At 68.4% G+C, this 20,760-nt stretch carries 18 protein-coding genes; 11 read left to right on the forward strand and 7 right to left on the reverse strand.

Translation table 11 applies throughout. From position 1 onward, the window contains the following. Positions 1–8: 8 nt before the first annotated feature. The 3 genes from ACYVO6_RS42380 to ACYVO6_RS42390 all read right to left on the reverse strand — a co-directional run bounded on the left by ACYVO6_RS42380 (position 9) and on the right by ACYVO6_RS42390 (position 2,963). Positions 9–875: a DUF4429 domain-containing protein gene (locus ACYVO6_RS42380; protein WP_461071075.1), complete on the reverse strand. Its 867-nt coding sequence runs from the start codon at positions 873–875 to the stop codon at positions 9–11. A 67-nt stretch (positions 876–942) separates the two neighbouring features. Continuing rightward, positions 943–2,163: an alpha/beta hydrolase gene (locus ACYVO6_RS42385; protein ID WP_461071077.1), complete on the reverse strand. Its 1,221-nt coding sequence runs from the start codon at positions 2,161–2,163 to the stop codon at positions 943–945. A gap of 134 nt (positions 2,164–2,297) precedes the next feature. Beyond that, positions 2,298–2,963, reverse strand: a complete 666-nt coding sequence (locus tag ACYVO6_RS42390; RefSeq protein ID WP_461071079.1) for a TetR/AcrR family transcriptional regulator — start codon at positions 2,961–2,963, stop codon at positions 2,298–2,300. Positions 2,964–3,109: 146 nt separating this feature from the next. Between ACYVO6_RS42390 and ACYVO6_RS42395 the strand changes: the two genes are divergently transcribed. After that, complete coding sequence (locus ACYVO6_RS42395) at positions 3,110–4,732, forward strand: MFS transporter (protein WP_461071081.1); 1,623 nt, start codon at positions 3,110–3,112, stop codon at positions 4,730–4,732. A gap of 282 nt (positions 4,733–5,014) precedes the next feature. Next, positions 5,015–5,323: a small hydrophobic protein gene (locus ACYVO6_RS42400; RefSeq protein ID WP_461071083.1), complete on the forward strand. Its 309-nt coding sequence runs from the start codon at positions 5,015–5,017 to the stop codon at positions 5,321–5,323. 64 nt (positions 5,324–5,387) lie between these two features. Here the strand turns inward: ACYVO6_RS42400 and ACYVO6_RS42405 are convergent, their stop codons facing one another. Together ACYVO6_RS42405 and aceE are read right to left on the reverse strand one after the other, a co-directional pair. Continuing rightward, a complete protein-coding gene (locus tag ACYVO6_RS42405) occupies positions 5,388–6,155 on the reverse strand; it encodes a potassium channel family protein (RefSeq protein WP_461071085.1) in 768 nt (255 codons plus the stop codon). A 404-nt stretch (positions 6,156–6,559) separates the two neighbouring features. Continuing rightward, positions 6,560–9,307 carry a pyruvate dehydrogenase (acetyl-transferring), homodimeric type gene (gene aceE / locus ACYVO6_RS42410; RefSeq protein WP_461071087.1) on the reverse strand — a complete coding sequence of 916 codons (2,748 nt, stop codon included), beginning with the start codon at positions 9,305–9,307 and terminating at the stop codon, positions 6,560–6,562. 479 nt (positions 9,308–9,786) lie between these two features. Between aceE and ACYVO6_RS42415 the strand changes: the two genes are divergently transcribed. The 6 genes from ACYVO6_RS42415 to ACYVO6_RS42440 all read left to right on the forward strand — a co-directional run bounded on the left by ACYVO6_RS42415 (position 9,787) and on the right by ACYVO6_RS42440 (position 14,290). Next, positions 9,787–10,224: a DUF3052 domain-containing protein gene (locus ACYVO6_RS42415; protein WP_328771960.1), complete on the forward strand. Its 438-nt coding sequence runs from the start codon at positions 9,787–9,789 to the stop codon at positions 10,222–10,224. 178 nt (positions 10,225–10,402) lie between these two features. Then, a complete protein-coding gene (locus ACYVO6_RS42420; protein ID WP_461071089.1) occupies positions 10,403–10,861 on the forward strand; it encodes a peroxiredoxin in 459 nt (152 codons plus the stop codon). Positions 10,862–10,974: 113 nt separating this feature from the next. Then, positions 10,975–11,550, forward strand: a complete 576-nt coding sequence (locus ACYVO6_RS42425) for a TerD family protein (RefSeq protein ID WP_461071091.1) — start codon at positions 10,975–10,977, stop codon at positions 11,548–11,550. Positions 11,551–11,674: 124 nt separating this feature from the next. After that, the gene (locus tag ACYVO6_RS42430; RefSeq protein WP_461071093.1) at positions 11,675–12,250 is read left to right on the forward strand and encodes a TerD family protein; all 576 of its coding nucleotides are present in this window, start codon (positions 11,675–11,677) and stop codon (positions 12,248–12,250) included. A 49-nt stretch (positions 12,251–12,299) separates the two neighbouring features. Further along, positions 12,300–13,442 carry a DUF475 domain-containing protein gene (locus tag ACYVO6_RS42435; RefSeq protein WP_461071095.1) on the forward strand — a complete coding sequence of 381 codons (1,143 nt, stop codon included), beginning with the start codon at positions 12,300–12,302 and terminating at the stop codon, positions 13,440–13,442. Between the two features lie 107 nt (positions 13,443–13,549). Beyond that, entirely contained in the window at positions 13,550–14,290 is a 741-nt protein-coding gene (locus ACYVO6_RS42440; protein WP_461071097.1) for a TerD family protein, read from the forward strand. Between the two features lie 43 nt (positions 14,291–14,333). Here ACYVO6_RS42440 and ACYVO6_RS42445 read toward each other — a convergent pair whose 3' ends face one another. Beyond that, positions 14,334–15,173: a TerD family protein gene (locus ACYVO6_RS42445; protein WP_461071099.1), complete on the reverse strand. Its 840-nt coding sequence runs from the start codon at positions 15,171–15,173 to the stop codon at positions 14,334–14,336. A gap of 206 nt (positions 15,174–15,379) precedes the next feature. On the opposite strand from ACYVO6_RS42445, the gene ACYVO6_RS42450 reads away from it, so the two are divergent. The 3 genes from ACYVO6_RS42450 (at position 15,380) to ACYVO6_RS42460 (ending at position 19,882) form a co-directional block, all read left to right on the forward strand. Next, positions 15,380–16,546 carry an HpcH/HpaI aldolase/citrate lyase family protein gene (locus ACYVO6_RS42450; RefSeq protein ID WP_461071101.1) on the forward strand — a complete coding sequence of 389 codons (1,167 nt, stop codon included), beginning with the start codon at positions 15,380–15,382 and terminating at the stop codon, positions 16,544–16,546. Between the two features lie 64 nt (positions 16,547–16,610). Then, positions 16,611–19,070, forward strand: a complete 2,460-nt coding sequence (locus ACYVO6_RS42455) for a phosphoribosyltransferase (protein ID WP_461071103.1) — start codon at positions 16,611–16,613, stop codon at positions 19,068–19,070. Continuing rightward, on the forward strand, positions 19,070–19,882 hold the full coding sequence (locus tag ACYVO6_RS42460) for an HAD family hydrolase (protein WP_461071105.1): 813 nt from the start codon (positions 19,070–19,072) through the stop codon (positions 19,880–19,882). The genes ACYVO6_RS42455 and ACYVO6_RS42460 overlap by 1 nt, the downstream gene beginning before the upstream one ends. On the opposite strand, the gene ACYVO6_RS42465 is transcribed toward ACYVO6_RS42460, so the two are convergent. Further along, positions 19,809–20,585, reverse strand: coding sequence for a DedA family protein (locus tag ACYVO6_RS42465; RefSeq protein WP_461071107.1), 777 nt, complete (start codon positions 20,583–20,585; stop codon positions 19,809–19,811). The genes ACYVO6_RS42460 and ACYVO6_RS42465 overlap by 74 nt on opposite strands. Positions 20,586–20,760: the final 175 nt, after the last annotated feature.

Below are 20,760 nucleotides of genomic sequence, written 5' to 3' on the forward strand. Positions count from 1 at the left end.
ACAGCCCGTCAAAGCTCCGCCAGCAACTCCGCCTTCTTCGACGTGAACTCCTCGTCCGTCACCAGCCCCGCCTGATGCAGCTCCCCGAGGTGCCGGATCCGGTCGGCGATGTCCGCGGGGTCGCGGTGCCGGACGGACGCGGCGCCGTCACCCTTCGCCGGGGGCCCGGCCGCGCGTACCGCCGCGAGGACCGAGGCCGCGAAGGGCAGCGACTCGTGCACGGGCCCGTAACCGAGGCCGAAGACGACCGCCGCCGGGTCCTGGTCGGCCTGCGCGGGCTGACTGACGGAGGACGGTTCGCGGTGCAGCAGCCGCAGATGGCCCTCGAAGACCTCGGGCGAGCGCCACTCGACGCCGCTCAGCTCCGAGACCGCGAAACTCTGGTCGCCCGCCTTCCACTTGGCGGACGAGGCGCCTGTCCAGAACCACCGGAAGGACACCGACTTGCCGTCGAAGGACGCCTTCCCGTCGTACGCCTTGAACTGCAGCGGCGCCTCGGGCGGGTCCACCAGATAGCGCTCCGCCACGGCAGCGTCGTCGGGGACGAGTTGGGCCCGCAGCTCGTCGGCGTAGTACTCGGCGAGCGTCTCGCGATCGCCGGGGAGCACCAGACGGTAGGGATCGCATGCTTCCTTGAGTTGTCCCGCCGCCGCCTCCATCAGCGGGTCCGCGCCCGGTCTCGGTTCGGCGCGCAGGACGACAGTCCCGCGCCTGCCGGGGGTCAGCGTCACCGCTGCGATCGCCTCGATGGGGATACGGCGCTCGCCGAGCGCCTGGAACAGCTTCGGCGTACGGATCCCCCGTTCGAAGCGGATGAGCACGGAGTCGGACTCGAACTCCCAGGCGGCATGCAATCCGGCCAGTACGTCACCCATGCGGGCCATCGTATGCGCCATGCGCTTCCTCGTCCCCTCCCCGTGCGAACCGCGGTTTCTTCGTCCTCTACGCGCGTCCGGCTTCAGCCATGTCGGACAAACCCTTCTGGCACACGTCATCCTCGTGTGCGCAGCTCACCGCGCGGTACGCGCCAACGCCGATCTCGGCGAAGTTGCGCAGGCTCTCCGTACCCGGCTCGAAATAGCCGCCGTGGCCCTTCGCGCCCCATGCGGACAGCACCCGCGCCCCGAACCCCGAGGACACCGGATCGGCCCCGTGACCGAGCCAGCCGACCTCCATGTACGGCACGTCCTGGATCCAGTCGTCGGAGTCCCGCGTGGCCCACACCCGCGCGGAGGTGTGCAGCTGCCCGGCGTTCGCGACCCGCATCCCGGGGCTGCCCGCGACCGCGATGTCGGAGACCCGGGACGGCAGCGTGTCCGCGGCGACGCCGCACACCACGGAGCCGTAGCTGTGGCAGTACAGCGCGATCGGCGAGCGGCCGGGCAGCGTCCGTACGAGCGTGTTGAGCCGGACCGCGCCCTCCTCGGCGCGTACGCCGGTGGCCGCGTCCATACCGAGTCCGCTGGGCGCCGTGTAGTCGGCCCAGGCGATCACGGCCGTACGCGTACTCGGGCTCGCCGCGCGCTCCTCCAGGTACAGCGACCTCGCCATGCCGACGGGCGCGGAGAACTCGCGGTCGGTGCGCTGGAAGTTCAGTAGGTCGGTGTCGACGCCCGGAACGACGACTGAGACGCGCTGTGCCTTGCCCAGGTCTCCGAAGACCTCGGCGATCCGGCCCGCGCCCAGCGGGTCGAAGGCGAGGACTTGACGGTCCTTGTGCAGCAGGTCCTCGTAACGATGCATACGGCGGCCCGCCTCGTGCTGACCCGCGGGCGAGAGCCGTTCGTCGTGCATGCGTTTCAGCTCGGTCCTGCGTGCCTCGTCGAGTGCGATGCGGTTGGCGCGGTATCGGAGTTTCACCGGCGCCCCGTTCATATTGCCGACAGCGAGCGGATAGCGGGCGGCGAGCCGGTGGCGCTGCTGGACGTCGAGCGAGGCGAAGAAGCGGGCGAGGCGGGCCGGCGCGGAGTCCGGGTCCGGCAGCTCACGTCCGCCGATGCCGCCGCGTTCCCAGGCGGAGAGGGAGGCCGCGAGCGGTGTTGCCGCAGCTCTGTGGTTGCGTACGACGGTCCAGCCGGTGGTCGCCAGCATGACGAAGACGACGGCCAGAGCGAGGAGAGCGCGCCAGACGTTGAGTTGGGGAGGGGAGTCGAAGGAAGTCACTGGGAGGACACACTAAGAGAACAAGACGGTCTCGCGTTAACCGAGTGAGGGGGATCACGTTTCTCACTGGGTAATTGGGGCAATCCGGGCTCAGTGGGAGTTAAAGCGTCACGCTGTGTATGGGAGCTGAAGCGTCACGCCGGGTCGTTGCCCGTTTCGCCTTGTATGTTCCAGCCCTTGGTCAACGCGGGCCCCACCTGGTCGAGATAAGTGGTGGTCAGCGCGCGAATCGCCTCGACGCTGAGGTCCTCGCCCGTGCTCCACAGCCGCCCGGTCACCTGCATCACGCCGCTGAACACGGCCACCGCCACCCGCGGTCGCGGATCCGTGTCCACGTCCAGGCCCTCACGCTCGGCGATCAGTCGCGCGAGCTTCTCCTCCAACTCCGCGGTGCGGCGCAGATGGACGGCGAGCAGGGCGGGCGTCGACTCGATCAGCTGGAAGGTGCGCATGTGCAGTTCGACCGGGATGACGCTCTCGACGGTCTCGTTCAGGGTGTCCCAGTTCTCCAGGACGGCCCGGCGGAGCGCTTCCAACGGGCTCTCGTGGGGCGGGCGTTCGCGCACCAGGTCGAGGAAGTGCGCCTCCGTCATCTCCAGGACGGCGAACGCGGCCTCCTCCTTGCCCGCGAAGTAACGGAAGAACGTGCGCTGTGACACATCGACGGCTTCGGCGATCTCGTCGACGGTCGTCTGCTCGTACCCCTTGCTCGTGAACAGCTCCAGGGCGGCCCGCACCAGCGCGTCCCGGGTCCGCTGCTTCTTGCGCTCGCGCAGCCCGGGTCGGGGCAGCGTGTCCATGGGCCCTCCCTTCCGGACTGATCGCACGAAGCCTTGTCTGCTCCCAGGCCTTTTTGTCCAGCTCACCCTATCCGTGAGTGACGTGACAGTTACCGACTTGTGAATTGGTTTGTCAAGTGTCAGTGGCTGTCATTAGCCTCGAACGCATGACTAGTCAGACCACTGTCGACACGACGGGCTCGGGGGACAAGACGCCAGTCGTCCCGTCGGACCGGACACCGGACCGGGGGCTTCGCGGCCACCCCTGGTTGACCCTCATCACCGTGGCCGTGGGCGTCATGATGGTGGCCCTCGACGGCACCATCGTGGCCATCGCCAACCCGGCCATCGCCACAGACCTGGGCGCCACCTTCGCCGACGTCCAGTGGATCACCAACGCGTACTTCCTCGCGCTCGCCGTCACGCTGATCACGGCGGGCAAGCTCGGCGACCGGTTCGGACACCGGCAGACCTTCCTCATAGGCGTCGTGGGCTTCGCGGCGGCCTCGGGCGTCATCGGGATGTCCAGCTCCATCGCCATGGTGATCACGTTCCGCGTCTTCCAGGGCCTGTTCGGCGCGCTGCTGATGCCGGCCGCGCTCGGACTGCTGCGGGCCACCTTCCCCGCCGAGAAGCTGAACATGGCCATCGGTATCTGGGGCATGGTGATCGGCGCCTCCACCGCGGGCGGCCCGATCCTCGGCGGCGTACTCGTCGAGAACGTCAACTGGCAGTCCGTCTTCTTCATCAACGTCCCCGTCGGCATCCTGGCCGTCGTCCTCGGAGTGGCGATCCTCACCGACCACCGCGCCGAGAACGCGCCGCGCTCCTTCGACGTGCTCGGCATCGGGCTGTTGTCCGGCGCCATGTTCTGCCTGGTCTGGGCGCTCATCAAGGCCCCGGAGTGGGGCTGGGGCGACGGTATGACCTGGGCGTTCCTGGGCATCTCCGTGCTCGGCTTCGCCCTGTTCGCGTTCTGGGAGACGAGGGTCAAGGAACCGCTGATTCCGCTGGCCCTGTTCCGTTCCGTACCGCTCTCGGCGGGTGTCGTCCTGATGGTCCTGATGGCCATCGCCTTCATGGGCGGCCTCTTCTTCGTCACCTTCTACCTGCAGAACGTGCACGGCATGAGTCCCATCGACGCGGGCCTGCACCTGCTGCCGCTCACCGGCATGATGATTGTCGGCTCGCCTCTCGCGGGCGCCATGATCACCAAGGTGGGGCCGCGCATCCCGCTCGCGGGCGGCATGGCGTGCACGGCCATCGCCATGTACGGCATGTCGACGCTGGAGAAGGGCACGAGCAGCGGCGTCATGTCGATCTGGTTCGCCCTCCTCGGCCTCGGGCTCGCGCCCGTCATGGTCGGCGCGACCGAAGTCATCGTGGGTAACGCGCCGATGGAGCTCTCCGGTGTCGCCGGCGGTCTCCAGCAGGCGGCCATGCAGATCGGCGGCAGTCTCGGTACGGCGGTTCTCGGCGCCGTGATGGCCTCCAAGGTCGACAACGACCTCGCGGGCAACTGGGCGGACGCCAAGCTTCCGCCGCTCTCCGAGGCCCAGCTCCACCAGGCCTCCGAGGCGGTCCAGGTCGGCGCCGCGCCGGTGCCGCCGGACACTCCGGCCCCGATCGCCGAGAAGATCACGGACGTCGCCCACGACACGTTCATCTCCGGCATGAGCCTGGCCAGCCTGGTCGCCGCCGGGGTCGCCGCCGTCGCGGTCCTCGTCGCCTTCCTCACCAAGCGCGGCGCCAACGCAGACGCCGCGGGGCCGGGGGCGGGGCACATCTAGGCAACCGTCCGCCGTGACTGACGCCCCGTCGGGTCCGCCCGGCGGGGCATTCGCCTATCAGGGTGACAGGTGTCCGTACGACTTTCGTACGGGCCTTATCGGCGGCCAGAGTGGTTCAACTGATCCGTACGCCACGGCAGTCGGGCCAGGCCGCGGCGCGCCGCCGGAGGGGGATGGCGCGCCGCGGATTCAACGGGGCTGTGGATTCAACGGGACTGAGGGTGACGAACCAGGGTACTCGCCGCATCGAGCCCGAACCGGCAGCAAAAGTCCTGGGAGTTGATGATGGCGGGCTTCGGACACACCACGCGCAAGCACCCCCGCTCACGTAGCCGGACGTGGTCACGGAGTGGGCCGGATCGCGCGACGCTCGGAATCATCGGAGCCGTCTGCGCGGTCGCCGGCTTCTTCGTACTGGGCATCATTCTCGGCCCGGTGGCGATCGCCTGCGGCTGGCTCGCCATGGGACGCAGCTGGAGCGGCGCCCGCCCGGTACCGGCACTGATCGCCGTGGTGCTGGGCACGATCGACACGGTCCTGGCGATCGTCTGGCTCGCCGGGGCAGGGACTCCCGCGACCGGAATGTTCTGATCCGCGGGACGTGAGGGAGCCCCGCGCTCCGTCCGGGGCGCGGGGCGGTTACCTGCGTATGGCCCTATACGCGATCCTGTGTACGGCCCTTCCCGGGGAGCGTTGCCGGGGATTCGGACAACGCGGCGACCTGGGCGCGCAGCGCCCGTACCTCCTCCGCGAGGGCCTCGATCGCGGCCGTCTGCCGGCGCTCCTCCACGTCGTCCGACTCGAAGCGGGCGATGAACCAGGCCGCGATATTGGCGGTGACGACACCGAGCAGGGCGATTCCGGAGAGCATCAGCCCGACCGCGATCATGCGGCCGAGGCCGGTCGTCGGCGCGTGGTCGCCGTATCCGACGGTCGTCATCGTGGTGAACGACCACCACACCGCGTCACCCATCGTCTTGATGTTGCCGTCCGGCGACTCCCGTTCGACGGACAGCACGGCGAGCGAGCCGAACATCATCAACGCCACCACGGCACCCGCGACGTACGTCGTGAGCCGGATCTGCGTGGCCATCCTGGCCCGCTGCCCGACGAGCAGCACCGTGGCCACGACCCTGAGCAGCCGCAGCGGCTGGATCAGCGGTAGCAGTACGGCGCACAGGTCGAGCCAGTGCGTCCGTACGAACTCGCCGCGCCGCTCGGCCAGTACAAGCCGTACGAGGTAGTCGAGGGAGAAGGCTCCCCACACCACCCACTCCACGACCTCGCACGCTTTCATCACGGCCTGCCTGGCGTCGGGCCAGACGATCGGCACGGCGTAGGCGGCGGCGAACACCATCGCCATCCCCATCAGCGGGCGCTGAGTGCGCCGCTCCCAACGATGTTGCGCCGATCTCTCATCCATGTCGGCATTATCGGCTGCGGGGCCGTTGTGGTTGCTCGCGCAGTTCCCCGCGCCCCTATAGGGCGCGTCTCTGGAGCCGTCCGCCACAACGGACCCGTCACTTGCCCACCGGCGGGAGGGGCCGTGGGCCGGTGCGTCGTATGCCCGTCGCTTAGGTTCGGTCTCAGGAAACCAGGACCGTGTACCAGGCCAGGGCCGTATGCCCGGCCTGCGACGGGCTGACGCACCGGCCCGCGGCCCCGACCCACGCACGGACCCCAGGGGCGCGGGGAACGGCGCGAGCAACCACAACGAACCCGCAGCCGCCCCACCGCCGGAGGCAACCGGCGGGGAACGGCGCGACCAGCCACAACGGACCTGCAGTCAAGGAACGCACCTTGGAACCGGCTGCCCAAGCGGAGCGCTTACGCGTCGCCTCCCGCGGCACCGGGATCCGCCGCCGAAACATCCAGCAGCTGATACCGATCGATGGCCTGCTTAAGTGCCGAGCGATCGACCTTCCCCTCGCGGGCAAGCTCCGTGAGAACCGCGACCACGATCGACTGGGCGTCGATGTGGAAGTAGCGGCGAGCCGCCCCGCGGGTGTCCGCGAAGCCGAAGCCGTCCGCGCCCAGGGACTGGTACGTACCGGGCACCCAGCGCGAGATCTGATCCGGAACCGATCGCATCCAGTCGGAGACCGCTACGAAGGGACCCTCGGCGTCCGACAACTTCCGCGTCACATACGGAACGCGCTGCTCCTCCTCGGGATGCAGAAGGTTGTGCTGCTCCACCTCCACGGCCTCGCGCCGCAGCTCGTTCCAGGAGGTCGCCGACCAGACGTCCGCCTTGACGTTCCACTCCTCGGCGAGGATCTTCTGCGCCTCGACGGCCCACGGCACCGCGACACCGGACGCCATGATCTGCGCCGGAATGGAGCCCGACGTGCCCGCCGAGAAGCGGTGGATGCCCTTGAGGATGCCCTCGACGTCCACGCTCGCAGGTTCCGATGGGTGCTGGATCGGCTCGTTGTAGACGGTGAGGTAGTAGAAGACGTCCTCGCCGTGCGGGTGCTCCTCGGAGGAGCCGTACATCCGGCGAAGGCCGTCCTTCACGATGTGCGCGATCTCGAAGCCGTACGCCGGGTCGTACGCGACACAGCCCGGGTTGGTGGAGGCGAGCAGCTGTGAGTGGCCGTCCGCGTGCTGGAGACCCTCACCGGTCAGCGTCGTACGGCCGGCGGTCGCACCCAGTACGAAACCGCGCGCCAGCTGGTCGGCCATCTGCCAGAACTGGTCGCCGGTGCGCTGGAAACCGAACATCGAGTAGAAGACGTAGACCGGGATGAGCGGCTCGCCGTGCGTGGCGTACGCCGAACCCGCCGCGATCAGCGAGGCCGTACAGCCCGCCTCGGAGATGCCGTCGTGCAGCATCTGCCCGGTCGGCGACTCCTTGTACGCGAGCAGCAGGTCGCGGTCGACGGCCTCGTACTGCTGGCCCAGCGGGTTGTAGATCTTCGCACTCGGGAAGAACGAGTCCATGCCGAAGGTGCGGTACTCGTCCGGTGCGATCAGCACGAACCGCTTGCCGATCTCCTTGTCCCGCATGAGGTCCTTCAACAGCCGTACGAACGCCATGGTCGTGGCGATCGACTGCTGACCGGAACCTTTCTTCACACTCGCGTACGTCTTGTCCTCGGGCAGCGCGAGCGGCTTCGAGCGCACGACGCGGGTCGGGACGTAACCGCCCAGGCCCTTGCGGCGGTCGTGCATGTACTGGATCTCCTCGGAGTCCCGGCCCGGGTGGTAGTACGGCGGCGGGCCCTCCTCCAGCTCCTTGTCGGAGATCGGCAGGTGCAGGCGGTCGCGGAAGCCCTTGAGGTCGGCGACCGTCAGCTTCTTCATCTGGTGCGTGGCGTTACGGCCCTCGAAGTTCGGGCCGAGGGTCCAGCCCTTGATCGTCTTGGCGAGGATCACCGTCGGCTGGCCCTTGTGGGCGCGGGCCGCCGAGTACGCCGCGAAGATCTTCCGGTGGTCGTGACCGCCGCGGCCCAGGTGCAGGATCTGGTCGTCGGTCATGTTCTCGACCATCGTCCGCAGCCGCTGGTCGTCACCGAAGAAGTGGTCGCGGATGTACGCGCCGGTCTCGGTGGCGTACGTCTGGAACTGGCCGTCCGGCGTGGTGTTCATCTTGTTGACCAGCACACCGTCGCGGTCCTGCGCGAGCAGCGGGTCCCAGGTGCGGTCCCAGACCAGCTTGATGACGTTCCAGCCGGCGCCCCGGAACTGCGACTCCAGCTCCTGGATGATCTTGCCGTTGCCGCGCACCGGGCCGTCGAGCCGCTGGAGGTTGCAGTTGACGACGAAGGTCAGGTTGTCCAAGCCCTCGCGCGCGGCGATGGACAGCTGGCCGAGCGACTCCGGCTCGTCCATCTCGCCGTCGCCGAGGAAGGCCCACACATGGGACTTGGAGGTGTCCGCGATGCCGCGTGCCTCCATGTAGCGGTTCATCCGCGCCTGGAAGATCGCGCCCAGCGGGCCGAGGCCCATGGAGACGGTCGGGAACTCCCAGAAGTCGGGCATCGAGCGGGGGTGCGGGTAGCTGGACAGGCCGTCGGGGTACTTCGACTTCTCCTGGCGGAAGCCGTCGAGCTGCCGCTCGGAGAGGCGGTCCAGCATGAAGGCGCGCGCATAGATGCCCGGCGAGGCGTGCCCCTGGAAGAAGACCTGGTCGCCGCCGTCGCCCTCGTCCTTGCCGCGGAAGAAGTGGTTGAAGCCCACGTCGTACAGCGAGGCGGAGGAGGCGAAGGTGGCGATATGGCCGCCGACGCCGATGCCGGGCCGCTGGGCCCGCGAGACCATGACCGCGGCGTTCCACCGGGTCGCGTTCAGGATCTTGCGCTCGGTCTCCTCGTTGCCGGGGAAGAACGGCTCGTCCTTGGTGGCGATGGTGTTGACGTAGTCCGTGCTGCGCATCTCGGGCACGGCCACGCGCTTCTCGCGGGCCCGCTCGATCAGACGCAGCATCAGATACCGGGCTCGCTCCCGGCCGCGCTGGTCGACAGCGGCATCGAGGGAATCGAGCCACTCCTGGGTCTCTTCGGGATCGAAGTCAGGTACCTGACTCGGAAGGCCGCCAATGATGATCGGGTTGCGATCGGGTCCGGAAGCCACGCTGTTCCTTCGCTTTCAGGGAGGCCGTTCTTCTCGGTTTTTCTTGGTTCTTGCTCAGTGTTGTCGTCGGTGTTCTCGCCGTTGTCCTTGAGGGCCGCACCGATCCCCATCGTGTACCTCGGAAACGGAAACGTCACCTCTACCGAGGGGTAACCAGCACGTTCGCGCGGTTCTCCGGGGGAGGGTTCCGGCAAATCGTAACGATACGCCCGAGCCATGACGCGTTCCGCAAAGCCATTCGAGTCCCGTACCCTCATAGGGTTCCGAAATTCACAAAGCGGGCAGATCGCTGTGGTGTGCGTCACCTAGAGCCATGATTGGCTGTCTGGAGTTGCGGCGACACCGCCAGGATCGTCACCGTTTCGGCGGTCTCGACGGCCGGGTACTTGCGCGATCCGTCCCGCCCGTGTGGACTACGGCCAATGCTTCGCGCACGCGCGTGGCTTGAACCTTTACCAAACATGATCAGGAGGCAACCCGTGAGCGCGACCGCGGACCACGCGGAGGAGCGGACGAGCCTGGCCGCCAGGCTGGGATTCCAGCCCGAGCAGGTGGTCCAGGAGATCGGCTTCGACGACGACGTCGACCAGGAGCTCCGCGAGGCCATTGAGGAAGTGATCGGCAGCGAGCTCGTGGACGAGGAGTACGACGACGTCGCCGACGCCGTGGTGCTCTGGTTCCGTGACGACGACGGCGACCTGACGGATGCGCTGGTGGATGCCACCACGTACGTCGAGGAGGGCGGCGGCATTCTGCTGCTGACGCCGAAGACCGGCCGTGACGGCTATGTGGAGCCGAGCGATATCGCCGAAGCCGCGACAACCGCGGGGCTGTCCCAGACCAAGAGCATCAGCGTGGGCAAGGACTGGAGTGGCAGCCGGTTGGCTACGCCCAAGGCGGCCAAGTCGAAGAGGTGACGCTGCCGCTGGGCTGAACGTTCTCGTAGTACCGGAGGGGCTCGTTTTTGCGGGCCTCTCCGGGGTTTTGTGGGCCCGTAGCCGAGAAACGACCCTCTCGAGGGGGCCTGGGATGCAGCCCACAGTGATCGTAAGGTGGGGCCTGCCCGACGAACCCCCAGGAAGGGATGGCAGGACCATGGCGATCGAGGTTGGGACCAGGGCGCCGGAGTTCGAGTTGAAGGACAACCACGGGGCCACCGTGACGCTCTCCCAGTTCCGCGGAGCGAAGAACGTCGTGCTGCTCTTCTACCCCTTCGCCTTCACCGGCGTGTGCACCGGCGAGCTGTGTGCCTTGCGCGACAACCTGCCGAAGTTCTCCGAGCGCGACACCCAGCTGCTCGCCGTGTCCAACGACTCCATCCACACGCTGCGCGTCTTCGGCGAGCAGGAGGAGCTGGAGTACCCGCTGCTGTCCGACTTCTGGCCGCACGGCGAGGTCTCGCGTGCGTACGGCGTCTTCGACGAGGACAAGGGGTGCGCGGTGCGCGGGACCTTCATCATCGACAAGGAAGGCGTCGTCCGCTGGACCGTCGTGAACGGGCTGCCGGACGCGCGTGACCTGAACGAGTACGTGAAGGCGCTGGACACTCTGTGATTCTTCGGGCGCAGGGCCTGCGTCAACAGGGAACCCCTCACTAGGATCGACACGTTGATCCGATAGCAACGCACTACGGGGCACCCCGCCCCTGGACACCAATGGGAGGACTCGTGGGAGTCAGCCTCAGCAAGGGCGGCAACGTATCGCTTTCCAAGGAGGCGCCTGGCCTTACCGCGGTCATCGTCGGTCTGGGGTGGGACGTCCGCACCACCACCGGCACCGACTTCGACCTCGACGCCAGCGCCATCCTGACGAACCCGGAGGGGAAGGTCAGCAGCGACGCCAACTTCGTGTTCTTCAACAACCTCAAGAGCCAGGACGGCTCGGTCGAGCACACCGGTGACAACCTCACCGGTGAGGGGGAGGGCGACGACGAGCAGATCAAGGTCAACCTCGCCGGCGTACCGGCGGACGTGGAGAAGATCGTGTTCCCGGTCTCGATCTACGACGCCGAGAACCGCCAGCAGTCGTTCGGCCAGGTCCGCAACGCGTTCATCCGCGTGGTGAACCAGGCCGGCGGCGCGGAGATCGCACGGTACGACCTCTCCGAGGACGCCTCGACGGAGACCGCGATGGTCTTCGGCGAGCTGTACCGTCACGGTGCGGAGTGGAAGTTCCGCGCCATCGGCCAGGGCTACGCCTCAGGCCTGCGCGGCATCGCGCAGGACTTCGGGGTCAACGTCTGAGCCTTTCGGTTCCTGTCACAGAAGGCAGGACCTGCCGCTTCACCTCCCGTCCGGCGTCGCACACCACTAGTGCGGCGCCGGACGCGCTCGACAACTGAAGGCTTGACCGGGGAGGAACAGAAACATGGGCGTCACGCTCGCCAAGGGGGGCAATGTCTCCCTCTCCAAGGCCGCACCGAACCTCACGCAGGTGTTGATCGGGCTCGGCTGGGATGCGCGCTCCACCACCGGAGCCCCGTTCGACCTCGATGCCAGCGCACTGCTGTGCAACTCGGGGCGGGTGCTCGGTGACGAGTGGTTCATCTTCTACAACCAGCTCAAGAGCCCGGACGGCTCGGTCGAGCACACCGGCGACAACCTCACCGGCGAGGGCGACGGCGACGACGAGTCGATCCTGATCGACCTCTCCAAGGTGCCGGCCAACGTCGACAAGATCATCTTCCCGGTCTCGATCCACGAGGCCGACAACCGAGGCCAGACCTTCGGCCAGGTCAGCAACGCCTTCATCCGTGTCGTCAACCAGGCCGACGGCCAGGAACTGGCCCGCTACGACCTCTCCGAGGACGCCTCCACGGAGACCGCGATGATCTTCGGCGAGGTCTACCGATATGGCGCGGAATGGAAGTTCCGAGCCGTGGGACAGGGGTACGCGTCGGGGCTGCGGGGCATCGCTCTAGACTTCGGAGTCAACGTTTCGTAAAGCCGCGCGCGGCGCGGGGGAGACCCGTACACAGATGATTGGGTAGCCAGTGGTTCTGAAAACCTTCGGCTGGTCGTTCGCGGTCACCGCGCTCGGCCTCGTCGCAGCGGTGCTGTTCGGCGGATGGGGCGCGTTCGGGATCGTGCTGATCCTGTCCGTCCTCGAGATCTCGCTGTCCTTCGACAACGCGGTGGTCAACGCCGGAATCCTGAAGAAGATGAATGCCTTCTGGCAGAAGATCTTCCTCACCATCGGCATTCTGATCGCCGTCTTCGGAATGCGGCTGGTCTTCCCCGTCGTGATCGTGGCGGTCAGCGCCTCGCTCGGCCCTATCGAGGCCGTCGATCTGGCGTTGAACGACGCGAATCGCTATGAGGAGTTGGTGACCGACGCCCACCCGTCGATCGCCGCCTTCGGTGGCATGTTCCTGCTGATGATCTTCCTCGACTTCATCTTCGAGGACCGTGACATAAAGTGGCTGGGCTGGATCGAGCGCCCGCTGGCCAAGCTCGGCAAGGTCGACATGCTCTCGGCCTGCATCGCGCTGATCGTCCTGCTGGGCGTCGCGCTGACCTTCGCCCAGAACGCCCATCTGCACGCCGGATCCGCCAACAAGGCGGAGACGGTGCTGCTCTCCGGCGTCGCCGGTCTCATCACGTATCTGGTCGTCGGCGGCCTCTCCGGCTTCTTCGAGCACCGGATCGAGGAATCGGAAGAGCACGAGCACGAGGTCGAGGAGGAGGCCAAGAAGGCCGGCAAGCCGGTCTCCGCGGTGGCGCTGGCCGGCAAGGCGGCCTTCTTCATGTTCCTCTACCTGGAGGTCCTGGACGCCTCGTTCTCCTTCGACGGTGTCATCGGCGCCTTCGCCATCACCAACGACATCGTGCTGATGGCCCTCGGTCTCGGCATCGGCGCCATGTACGTCCGGTCGCTCACCGTCTACCTGGTCCGCGAGGGCACGCTCGACGACTACGTCTACCTGGAGCACGGCGCCCACTACGCGATCGGCGCGCTCGCCGCGATCCTGCTGATCACCATCCAGTACGAGATCAACGAGTTCATCACCGGTTCCATCGGCGTCGTCCTGATCGCCTGGTCCTTCTGGTCCTCGGTCCGCCGCAACCGCGCACTGGCGGCAGCCGAGGGAAAAGCTGACGCCTCGGACAAGGCAGAAATCTCGTCCGGGGTGTGACACCTCTCCCGGTGAGGAACGCTTTGAGGCGGGGCGGTCACGAGGAAGTCCTCATGGCCGCCCCGTCGTCGTATTCGTCGAGGTGAACACCTAACCGTGGGGGTGGAATGAGCTTCTGGGACGGTCTGTGGCGTGGTGGGCGATCGACGCCGTTCGATTCGGGGAGCGCGGCGACCAACGCCATCACGCTGACCAAGCGGAACCAGTCGGTCTCGCTCACCAAACAGGGCGCGGCCAACGGCAATCTGCGTATCAACCTGTCCTGGCGGATGCGTACCTCCGACATAGGCGGCGGCCGGCGCGGCAGCCTGCTGCGCCACCCCTTCCAGGCGTTCAAGCCCGAAGTGGTGCAGGCGCACACCCAGAGCATGGTCAACGTCGACCTCGACCTGGGGTGCCTGTACGAGCTGACGGACGGCACCAAGGGCGTCGTACAGCCGCTGGGCAGCTTCTACGGAGAGCTCAACGGACCGCCGTACGTGAAACTCAGCGGCGACGACCGCTTCGGCTCGGGCTCGGGCGAGACGATCTTCGTCAACTTCGACCACCGGGAGCAGATCAAGCGGCTCCTGGTCTTCGTCTACATCTACGACCAGACCCCGGCCTTCGACCGTACGCGCGCCATCGTGACCCTCTACCCGAGCAACGGCCCGCGGATCGAGGTCGGCCTCGACGAGCGCCAGCCGCAGGCCCGTTCCTGCGCGGTGGTCATGATCGAGAACGTCAAGAACGAGCTGATCGTGCGGCGCGAGGTGAAGTTCGTGTACGGCTTCCAGGCCGAACTCGACCGCCTCTATGGATGGGGGCTGCAGTGGGGGCGCGGTTACAAAGCGAAGGCCGACCGTTGAGCCCCGCTCGCCTGAAGCGGGTGTGCGGGCTGCGGAGGGGTGCTCACCGCCCGACGAACTGCGGTCCCTGCGGCGGCAGTTTGAACTCCGGGTCGGGCAGGGCCGGGACCGGGTGGGGATAGCCGTACGCAGGCTGGGCGGTCGCCGCGACGGGCTGGGGCGGTGCGGCTTGCGGATAGGCGTACGAGGCAGGGGAGGCCGGCTGCGGATAGCCGTACGCTGGCTGGGTCGTGGACTCCGGGGGGTAGCCGTAGGCGGGCTGCGCGGGTTGCTGGGGCAGACCGGGGGCGGCGGGCTGCTCGGGCGGCAGCGGCACCGAGTTGCCCGCGGACGCGGGCTCGGACTCGTCCACCTCGATTCCGAAGTCGCTCGCCAGACCCTCGATGCCGTTCGCATAGCCCTCGCCGAGCGCCCGGAACTTCCAGCCCTCCCCGCGCCGGTACAGCTCACCGCAGATCAGCGCGGTCTCCTCGCCGGTCTCCGGCTTGATGTCGAAGTACGCCAGCGGCTCACCGTCCGCGAGGGCGGCGTCGTACAGCAGGATCCGCAGGGCGCGGACGCGGTCGAAGGTGTCGCCGTCCGCCGAGGCGACCAGGAGGATCCTCGTCACGGCCTTGTCGACGCCCGCCAGATCCGACTGGATCGTTTCGGTGAGCCCCTCGGCGACCCGCTTCTTGCCGAGTCGCCAGACCTTGCCCGAGGGGTGGCGGGGCTGGTTGTAGAAGACGAAGTCCTCGTCGGATCGCACACGGTCGTCGGGCCCGAGGAGCAGCGCCGAGGCGTCCACGTCGGGAACGCCCGGCCCCGGCGACCAGCGCAGCACGGACCGTACCGCCTTGGCGTTCAGCGGTACGTTCGACCCCTTCAGCATCGCGTGCGTCATGCGGTCATCCTGCCTTCTCGGTCCTGGTCACGACAATGCGGGGGTGCGCCACAAGCCGTTCGATGTGACGCTGGACGGCATGGCCGTGTTCGGCTGTGTTGATCTGCGTAACCTGAATTTCATGCCGGGTGGGAACCCCGGACATGGGCCTCTACGTACTATTACCGGCCACATATCGTCAGGCCTCAGCCGCCCCGGGGAGTCTCATGCGTCATTTCGGGCACATCGCTCCGGAGGTGCGGCAGCGCCTCTTCCATCAGGAACCCTGCGTCTTCACCGCGGAATCCCCGGCCCGGATGCTCTCCGTGGCCCTCGGCGCCACGTTGTACAGCCCCGCGACCAGACCGCGGCTGGCCGAGGACATCGTGAAGCAGACCGGGCGCGGCGTCGTCTCGATGGTGCTGTGCCTGGAGGACTCCATAGACGACTCGGAGGTTCCGGGCGCAGAGGAGAACCTGGTCCGGCAGTTCGGGGTCCTGGCCGATGGCTGCCCGGATACGGAGCTGCCGCTGCTGTTCGTCCGCGTCCGTACGCCGGAGCAGATCCCGGACCTCGTCCAGCGGCTCGGCGACGCGGCCCGGCTGCTGTCCGGTTTCGTACTGCCGAAGTTCACCGAGGAGCGGGGCGTGCCGTTCCTGGAGGCGCTCACCGCGGCCGAGGCCGCGAGCGGGCGGCGGCTGTTCGCCATGCCCGTCCTCGAATCGCCGGACCTGCTGTACCGCGAGTCCCGCGTGGACACCCTCGCGGGCATCTTCCGCGCCGTCGACAAGTACCGCGACCGGATCCTCGCGCTCAGGCTCGGCGTCACCGACTTCTGCTCCTCGTACGGGTTGCGCCGGGCGCCCGACATGACCGCGTACGACGTACAGATCGTGGCCTCCGTGATCGCCGACGTGGTGAACGTGCTGGGACGGGCCGACGGCACCGGATTCACCGTGACGGGGCCCGTGTGGGAGTACTTCCGGGTCCAGGAGCGCATGTTCAAGCCACAACTGCGCCGCAGCCCCTTCACCCCGGAGGCCGAGGACCTGCGCAACGCGCTGATCGAGCACGACATGGACGGGCTGCTGCGCGAGATCTCCCTCGACCGCGCCAACGGTCTGCTCGGCAAGACCTGCATCCACCCCTCGCACGTACTGCCCGTGCACGCCCTGTCCGTGGTCAGCCACGAGGAGTACAGCGACGCCCAGGACATACTGCGTCCGGAGCGTGGCGGCGGAGGCGTCCTGCGGTCCGCGTACACGAACAAGATGAACGAGGTGAAGCCGCACCGCGCCTGGGCCGAGCGCACCCTGCAGCGCGCCGAGGTCTTCGGCGTCGCGAACGAGGACATCGGCTTCGTGGAGCTGCTTGCCGCCGGGCTGCCCAGCTGACCGGTCTGCCCGGCTGAGCACAGGGATTTAGCCGCCGGGTTCCCCGGCCGAACACAGGGATTTAATGGAAAACGTGGTGTGGACAGGGACCTGGGTCGCCGAGCGGCTCGGCGTCGAACTCGTCGGTGACGAGAAGCTGAGCGAGCTGCTGGGGCTTGCCCTGCGGCGCAACCCCAAGCGCGCGCATCTGCTCGTGTCGAACGTGCTGGGCAAGCACGTACCGCAGAGCCCGCGCACGGTGTGGCAGGCCGGGTACGAACTGGGCCACCGGGTGCGTGAACTGCTCGGCGACGCAGCGGCGAGCCGTGCCGTGGTGCTCGGTTACGCGGAGACGGCGACGGGCCTCGGCCACTCGGTCGCGGACGGCCTGGGCCTCGCGCCCTACCTGCACTCGACGCGGCGCCCCGTCGAAGGGGTCGAGCGCGCGGGCGGCTTCGAGGAGTCCCACTCGCACGCCACCTCGCATCTGCTGCTGCCGGAGAAGCCCGGGCTGCTCGCGGGCGACGGGGCGCTGGTCCTCGTGGACGACGAGTTCTCCACGGGCAACACCGTGCTCAACACGATCCGCGCGCTGCACGAGCGCTACCCGCGCGAGCACTACGTGATCGTCGCGCTCGTCGACATGCGCTCCCCGGCCGACCAGGGCCGCCTCGACGCCTTCGCCCGCGAGATCGGCGCCCGCGTGGACCTGGTGGCGGCGGCCTCGGGCACGGTGCGGCTGCCCGACGGCGTACTGGAGAAGGGGCAGGCCCTGGTCACCGAGCACGAGACGGCCGCAGAACAGCTGCCGGGGCCGGCAGGGCTTCCGGAGCGCGGCACCGTCGCGCGAGTGGAACTCGGCTGGCCGCAGGGCCTGCCCGACGGCGGCCGGCACGGCTTCACCCCCGAGCACCGCATACGCCTGGAGGGCGCCCTGCCCGCCATGGCCGCGCGGCTCGCGGACGCGCTGCCGGACGAAGCGCGACGCGTACTCGTCCTCGGCTTCGAGGAGTTGATGTACGCGCCGCTGCGGCTCGGTGTCGCGCTGGAGGAGCTGACCGACGCCGAGGTCCGCTACTCCACCACGACCCGTTCTCCCGTCCTCGCTGTCGACGACCCCGGTTACGCGATCCGCAGCCGCCTGGTCTTCCCCGCCCACGACCGGCCGGGCGACGGCCCCGGCGAGCGCTACGCCTACAACGTCGCGGGCGCCGGATTCGACGCCGTCGTCGCCGTGGTCGACTCGGTCGCCGACACCGCCGAACTGCACGCCCCGGACGGCCTGTTGGCGCAGCTCGCCGCCCACACCCCGAGCGTGCTGCTGGCCGTCGTCCCCTCGTACATACCGTCGTACGCCCCCACCCCGCAGCTGTCCGAAAGGCCCTCCATGCTGCCCGAGCCCCTCCGCGGCCCCGACTTTTCCTCGTACGCACCTGACGAGGTCGGCTGGCTGCTCCAGGACCTCTCGGACGTGACGCTGGAGGCGCCGACGGAGGAGCGCGAGGAGGCGATCCAGAGCGGGGGCGCGCACTACGCGGAGTCGCTGCCGGTGGAGTACCAGCCGAGTGACCAGTACCAGGAGCTGTTCCGCGCCGCGCTGGACACCTCGGCCGCGCGCATCGCCCAGGCTGCGGGCGCCGTCACCGAGACCGTGCTGGCGGAGCGGTCGCCGCGGCCCGTCCTCGTGTCGCTCGCCCGCGCCGGCACCCCCATCGGCATCCTGATGCGCCGCTGGGCCAAGCACCGGCACGGGCTGGACCTCCCTCATTACGCCGTCTCCATCGTGCGCGGGCGCGGCATCGACGCCAACGCGCTGCGCTGGCTGGCCGCCCACCACGACCCGGCCGATGTCGTCTTCGTGGACGGCTGGACCGGCAAGGGCGCCATCACGCGCGAACTCGCCCAGGCCATCGAGGAGTTCGAGGTCTCCGACGGCATCACCGGCTTCGACCCGGAGATCGCGGTGCTCGCCGACCCCGGCTCCTGCGTACGCACCTACGGCACCCGCGAGGACTTCCTCATCCCCTCCGCCTGCCTCAACTCGACGGTCTCCGGGCTCATTTCGCGTACGGTGCTGCGCGCCGACCTGGTCGGGGAGCACGACTTCCACGGCGCGAAGTTCTATCGCGAGCTTGCCGACGCGGACGTCTCCGTCGACTTCCTGGACGCCATCTCCGACCGCTTCGACGAGGTCGGCGACGCGGTCGACACCCTGGTCAAGGAACTGCTCTCCATGGACCGCAGCCCAAGCTGGGAGGGCTGGGCGGCTGTCGAGCGGATCAGCGAGGAGTACGGCATCCATGATGTGAACCTCGTGAAGCCGGGCGTCGGCGAGACGACTCGCGTACTGCTGCGCCGCGTCCCGTGGAAGATCCTCGCCCGCGCGGGAGCGGGCGCAGACCTGGCTCACGTACGCCTGCTCGCCGAGCAGCGGGGCGTGCCCGTCGAGGAGGTGGCCGAACTCCCGTACACCTGCGTGGGGTTGATCCACCCCCAGTACACGCGCGGGGCGACCGGCGCCGACGGCAAGGCGGTGACGGTCTGATGTCCTCGCCGAAGGTGCTCGTGGCCAGCGACCTCGACCGCACGCTCATCTACTCCGCCGCCGCGCTCGCGTTGCCCCTGCCGGACGAGCGGGCGCCGCGGCTGCTGTGCGTCGAGGTGTACGAGAGCAAACCGCTGTCGTACATGACGGAGACCGCGGCAGGACTGCTCGCCGAACTCGGCGAGGCGGCCGTCTTCGTGCCGACCACGACCCGTACGCGTCAGCAGTACCGGCGCATCCAACTCCCCGGCTCCGCCCCGAAGTTCGCGATTTGCGCCAACGGCGGCCATCTCCTTGTCGACGGTGTCTCGGACCCGGAGTGGCACGCGCAGGTCACCGGGCGCCTGGCCGGCGAGTGCGCCCCGCTCGCCGAGGTGCGGGCCCATATGACGGCCACCGCCGATCCCGCCTGGGTGCGCAAGCACCGCGTCGCCGAGGACCTCTTCGCATACGTCGTCGTCGAGCGTGAACTGCTCCCCGAGGACTGGGTGAAGGAACTGGCCGTCTGGGCGGAGAACCTCGGCTGGACGGTCTCTCTCCAGGGCCGCAAGATCTACGCCGTACCGAAGCCGCTCACCAAGAGCGCCGCCATGCGGGAGATCGCCCGCCGCACCGGAGCCGACCGCACCCTCGCGGCAGGTGACTCCCTCCTCGACGCCGATCTCCTCCTCGCCGCCGACCGGGGCTGGCGCCCGGGCCACGGCGAACTGGCCGACGTGGGCTGGACGGCCCCCGGCATCACCTCTCTTCCGGAACGGGGTGTCGCCGCGGGTGAGCGGATTCTGCGGGAGTTCCTGCGGGAGGTCCGGTAGGGGCCTCAACGGCGGCTGCGGTGGACGAGGCTGTGGACGCTTCCCGCTCCTTGGCGCGCCGTCGCCCGCCCCGCCCCGGCCTGAACAGCCGTACGCCCGCGAAGAACAGCACCGCGAGCACCGCCGCGACCAGCACCACCTTCGAGTAGGCCGACACATAGCCGCTGACCTCCGTCCAGTTCTCGCCGAGCAGATAGCCGGCGAGGACGAAGACGGTGTTCCAGATCGCGCTGCCCAGCGTGGTCAGGCAGAGGAAGACGGGCAGGCGCATGCGCTCGACGCCCGCGGGCACGGATATCAGACTGCGGAAGATCGGAATCATGCGTCCGAAGAACACGGCCTTGGTGCCGTGCCGGACGAACCACGCCTCCGTCTTCTCTATGTCCGCGACCTTCACCAGCGGCAACCGGGCCGCGATCGCCACCGTGCGGTCGCGGCCGAGCAGCGCCCCCACTCCGTACAGCGCGAGTGCGCCTATGACGGAACCGGCCGTCGTCCACAGCAGTGCCGCGAACAGGTTCATCTGTCCGGTGCTCGCCGCGAACCCCGCGAGTGGCAGGATGACCTCGCTCGGTAGAGGCGGGAAGAGGTTTTCCAGGGCGATGGCGATGCCCGCGCCCGGCGCCCCGAGCGTGTCCATGAGGCTGTTGATCCACTGAGGCGCGCCGCTGTCCGCCGCGACGCCGGCTGCGATGGCTGTCATGCCGCTCACGCTAGAAAACCGAACCTGAAGAGACCCTGAGGCCGACCGCAAGGTTCCATGCGGTCAACCGCAGTTCGGAATTGCGGTTTTCCGCAGTGCGCGCCGCCCCGACGCCCGGCTAGCGTGGCGATCATGCGAGATGTGGCGCGACGTGGGGCGTGGTGCGGGGTGGGGC

The organism is Streptomyces pseudoechinosporeus (assembly GCF_054783935.1).

Excerpts from the sequence above, each read along its gene's own strand:
- ACYVO6_RS42380 (WP_461071075.1), bottom strand. The coding sequence starts at position 875 with ATGGGTGACGTACTGGCCGGATTGCATGCCGCCTGGGAGTTCGAGTCC.
- ACYVO6_RS42390 (WP_461071079.1), bottom strand. The coding sequence starts at position 2,963 with ATGGACACGCTGCCCCGACCCGGGCTGCGCGAGCGCAAGAAGCAGCGG.
- ACYVO6_RS42395 (WP_461071081.1), top strand. The coding sequence starts at position 3,110 with ATGACTAGTCAGACCACTGTCGACACGACGGGCTCGGGGGACAAGACG.
- ACYVO6_RS42400 (WP_461071083.1), top strand. The coding sequence starts at position 5,015 with ATGATGGCGGGCTTCGGACACACCACGCGCAAGCACCCCCGCTCACGT.
- ACYVO6_RS42405 (WP_461071085.1), bottom strand. The coding sequence starts at position 6,155 with ATGGATGAGAGATCGGCGCAACATCGTTGGGAGCGGCGCACTCAGCGC.
- ACYVO6_RS42420 (WP_461071089.1), top strand. The coding sequence starts at position 10,403 with ATGGCGATCGAGGTTGGGACCAGGGCGCCGGAGTTCGAGTTGAAGGAC.
- ACYVO6_RS42430 (WP_461071093.1), top strand. The coding sequence starts at position 11,675 with ATGGGCGTCACGCTCGCCAAGGGGGGCAATGTCTCCCTCTCCAAGGCC.
- ACYVO6_RS42440 (WP_461071097.1), top strand. The coding sequence starts at position 13,550 with ATGAGCTTCTGGGACGGTCTGTGGCGTGGTGGGCGATCGACGCCGTTC.
- ACYVO6_RS42445 (WP_461071099.1), bottom strand. The coding sequence starts at position 15,173 with ATGACGCACGCGATGCTGAAGGGGTCGAACGTACCGCTGAACGCCAAG.
- ACYVO6_RS42450 (WP_461071101.1), top strand. The coding sequence starts at position 15,380 with ATGCGTCATTTCGGGCACATCGCTCCGGAGGTGCGGCAGCGCCTCTTC.
- ACYVO6_RS42455 (WP_461071103.1), top strand. The coding sequence starts at position 16,611 with ATGGAAAACGTGGTGTGGACAGGGACCTGGGTCGCCGAGCGGCTCGGC.
- ACYVO6_RS42460 (WP_461071105.1), top strand. The coding sequence starts at position 19,070 with ATGTCCTCGCCGAAGGTGCTCGTGGCCAGCGACCTCGACCGCACGCTC.
- ACYVO6_RS42465 (WP_461071107.1), bottom strand. The coding sequence starts at position 20,585 with ATGACAGCCATCGCAGCCGGCGTCGCGGCGGACAGCGGCGCGCCTCAG.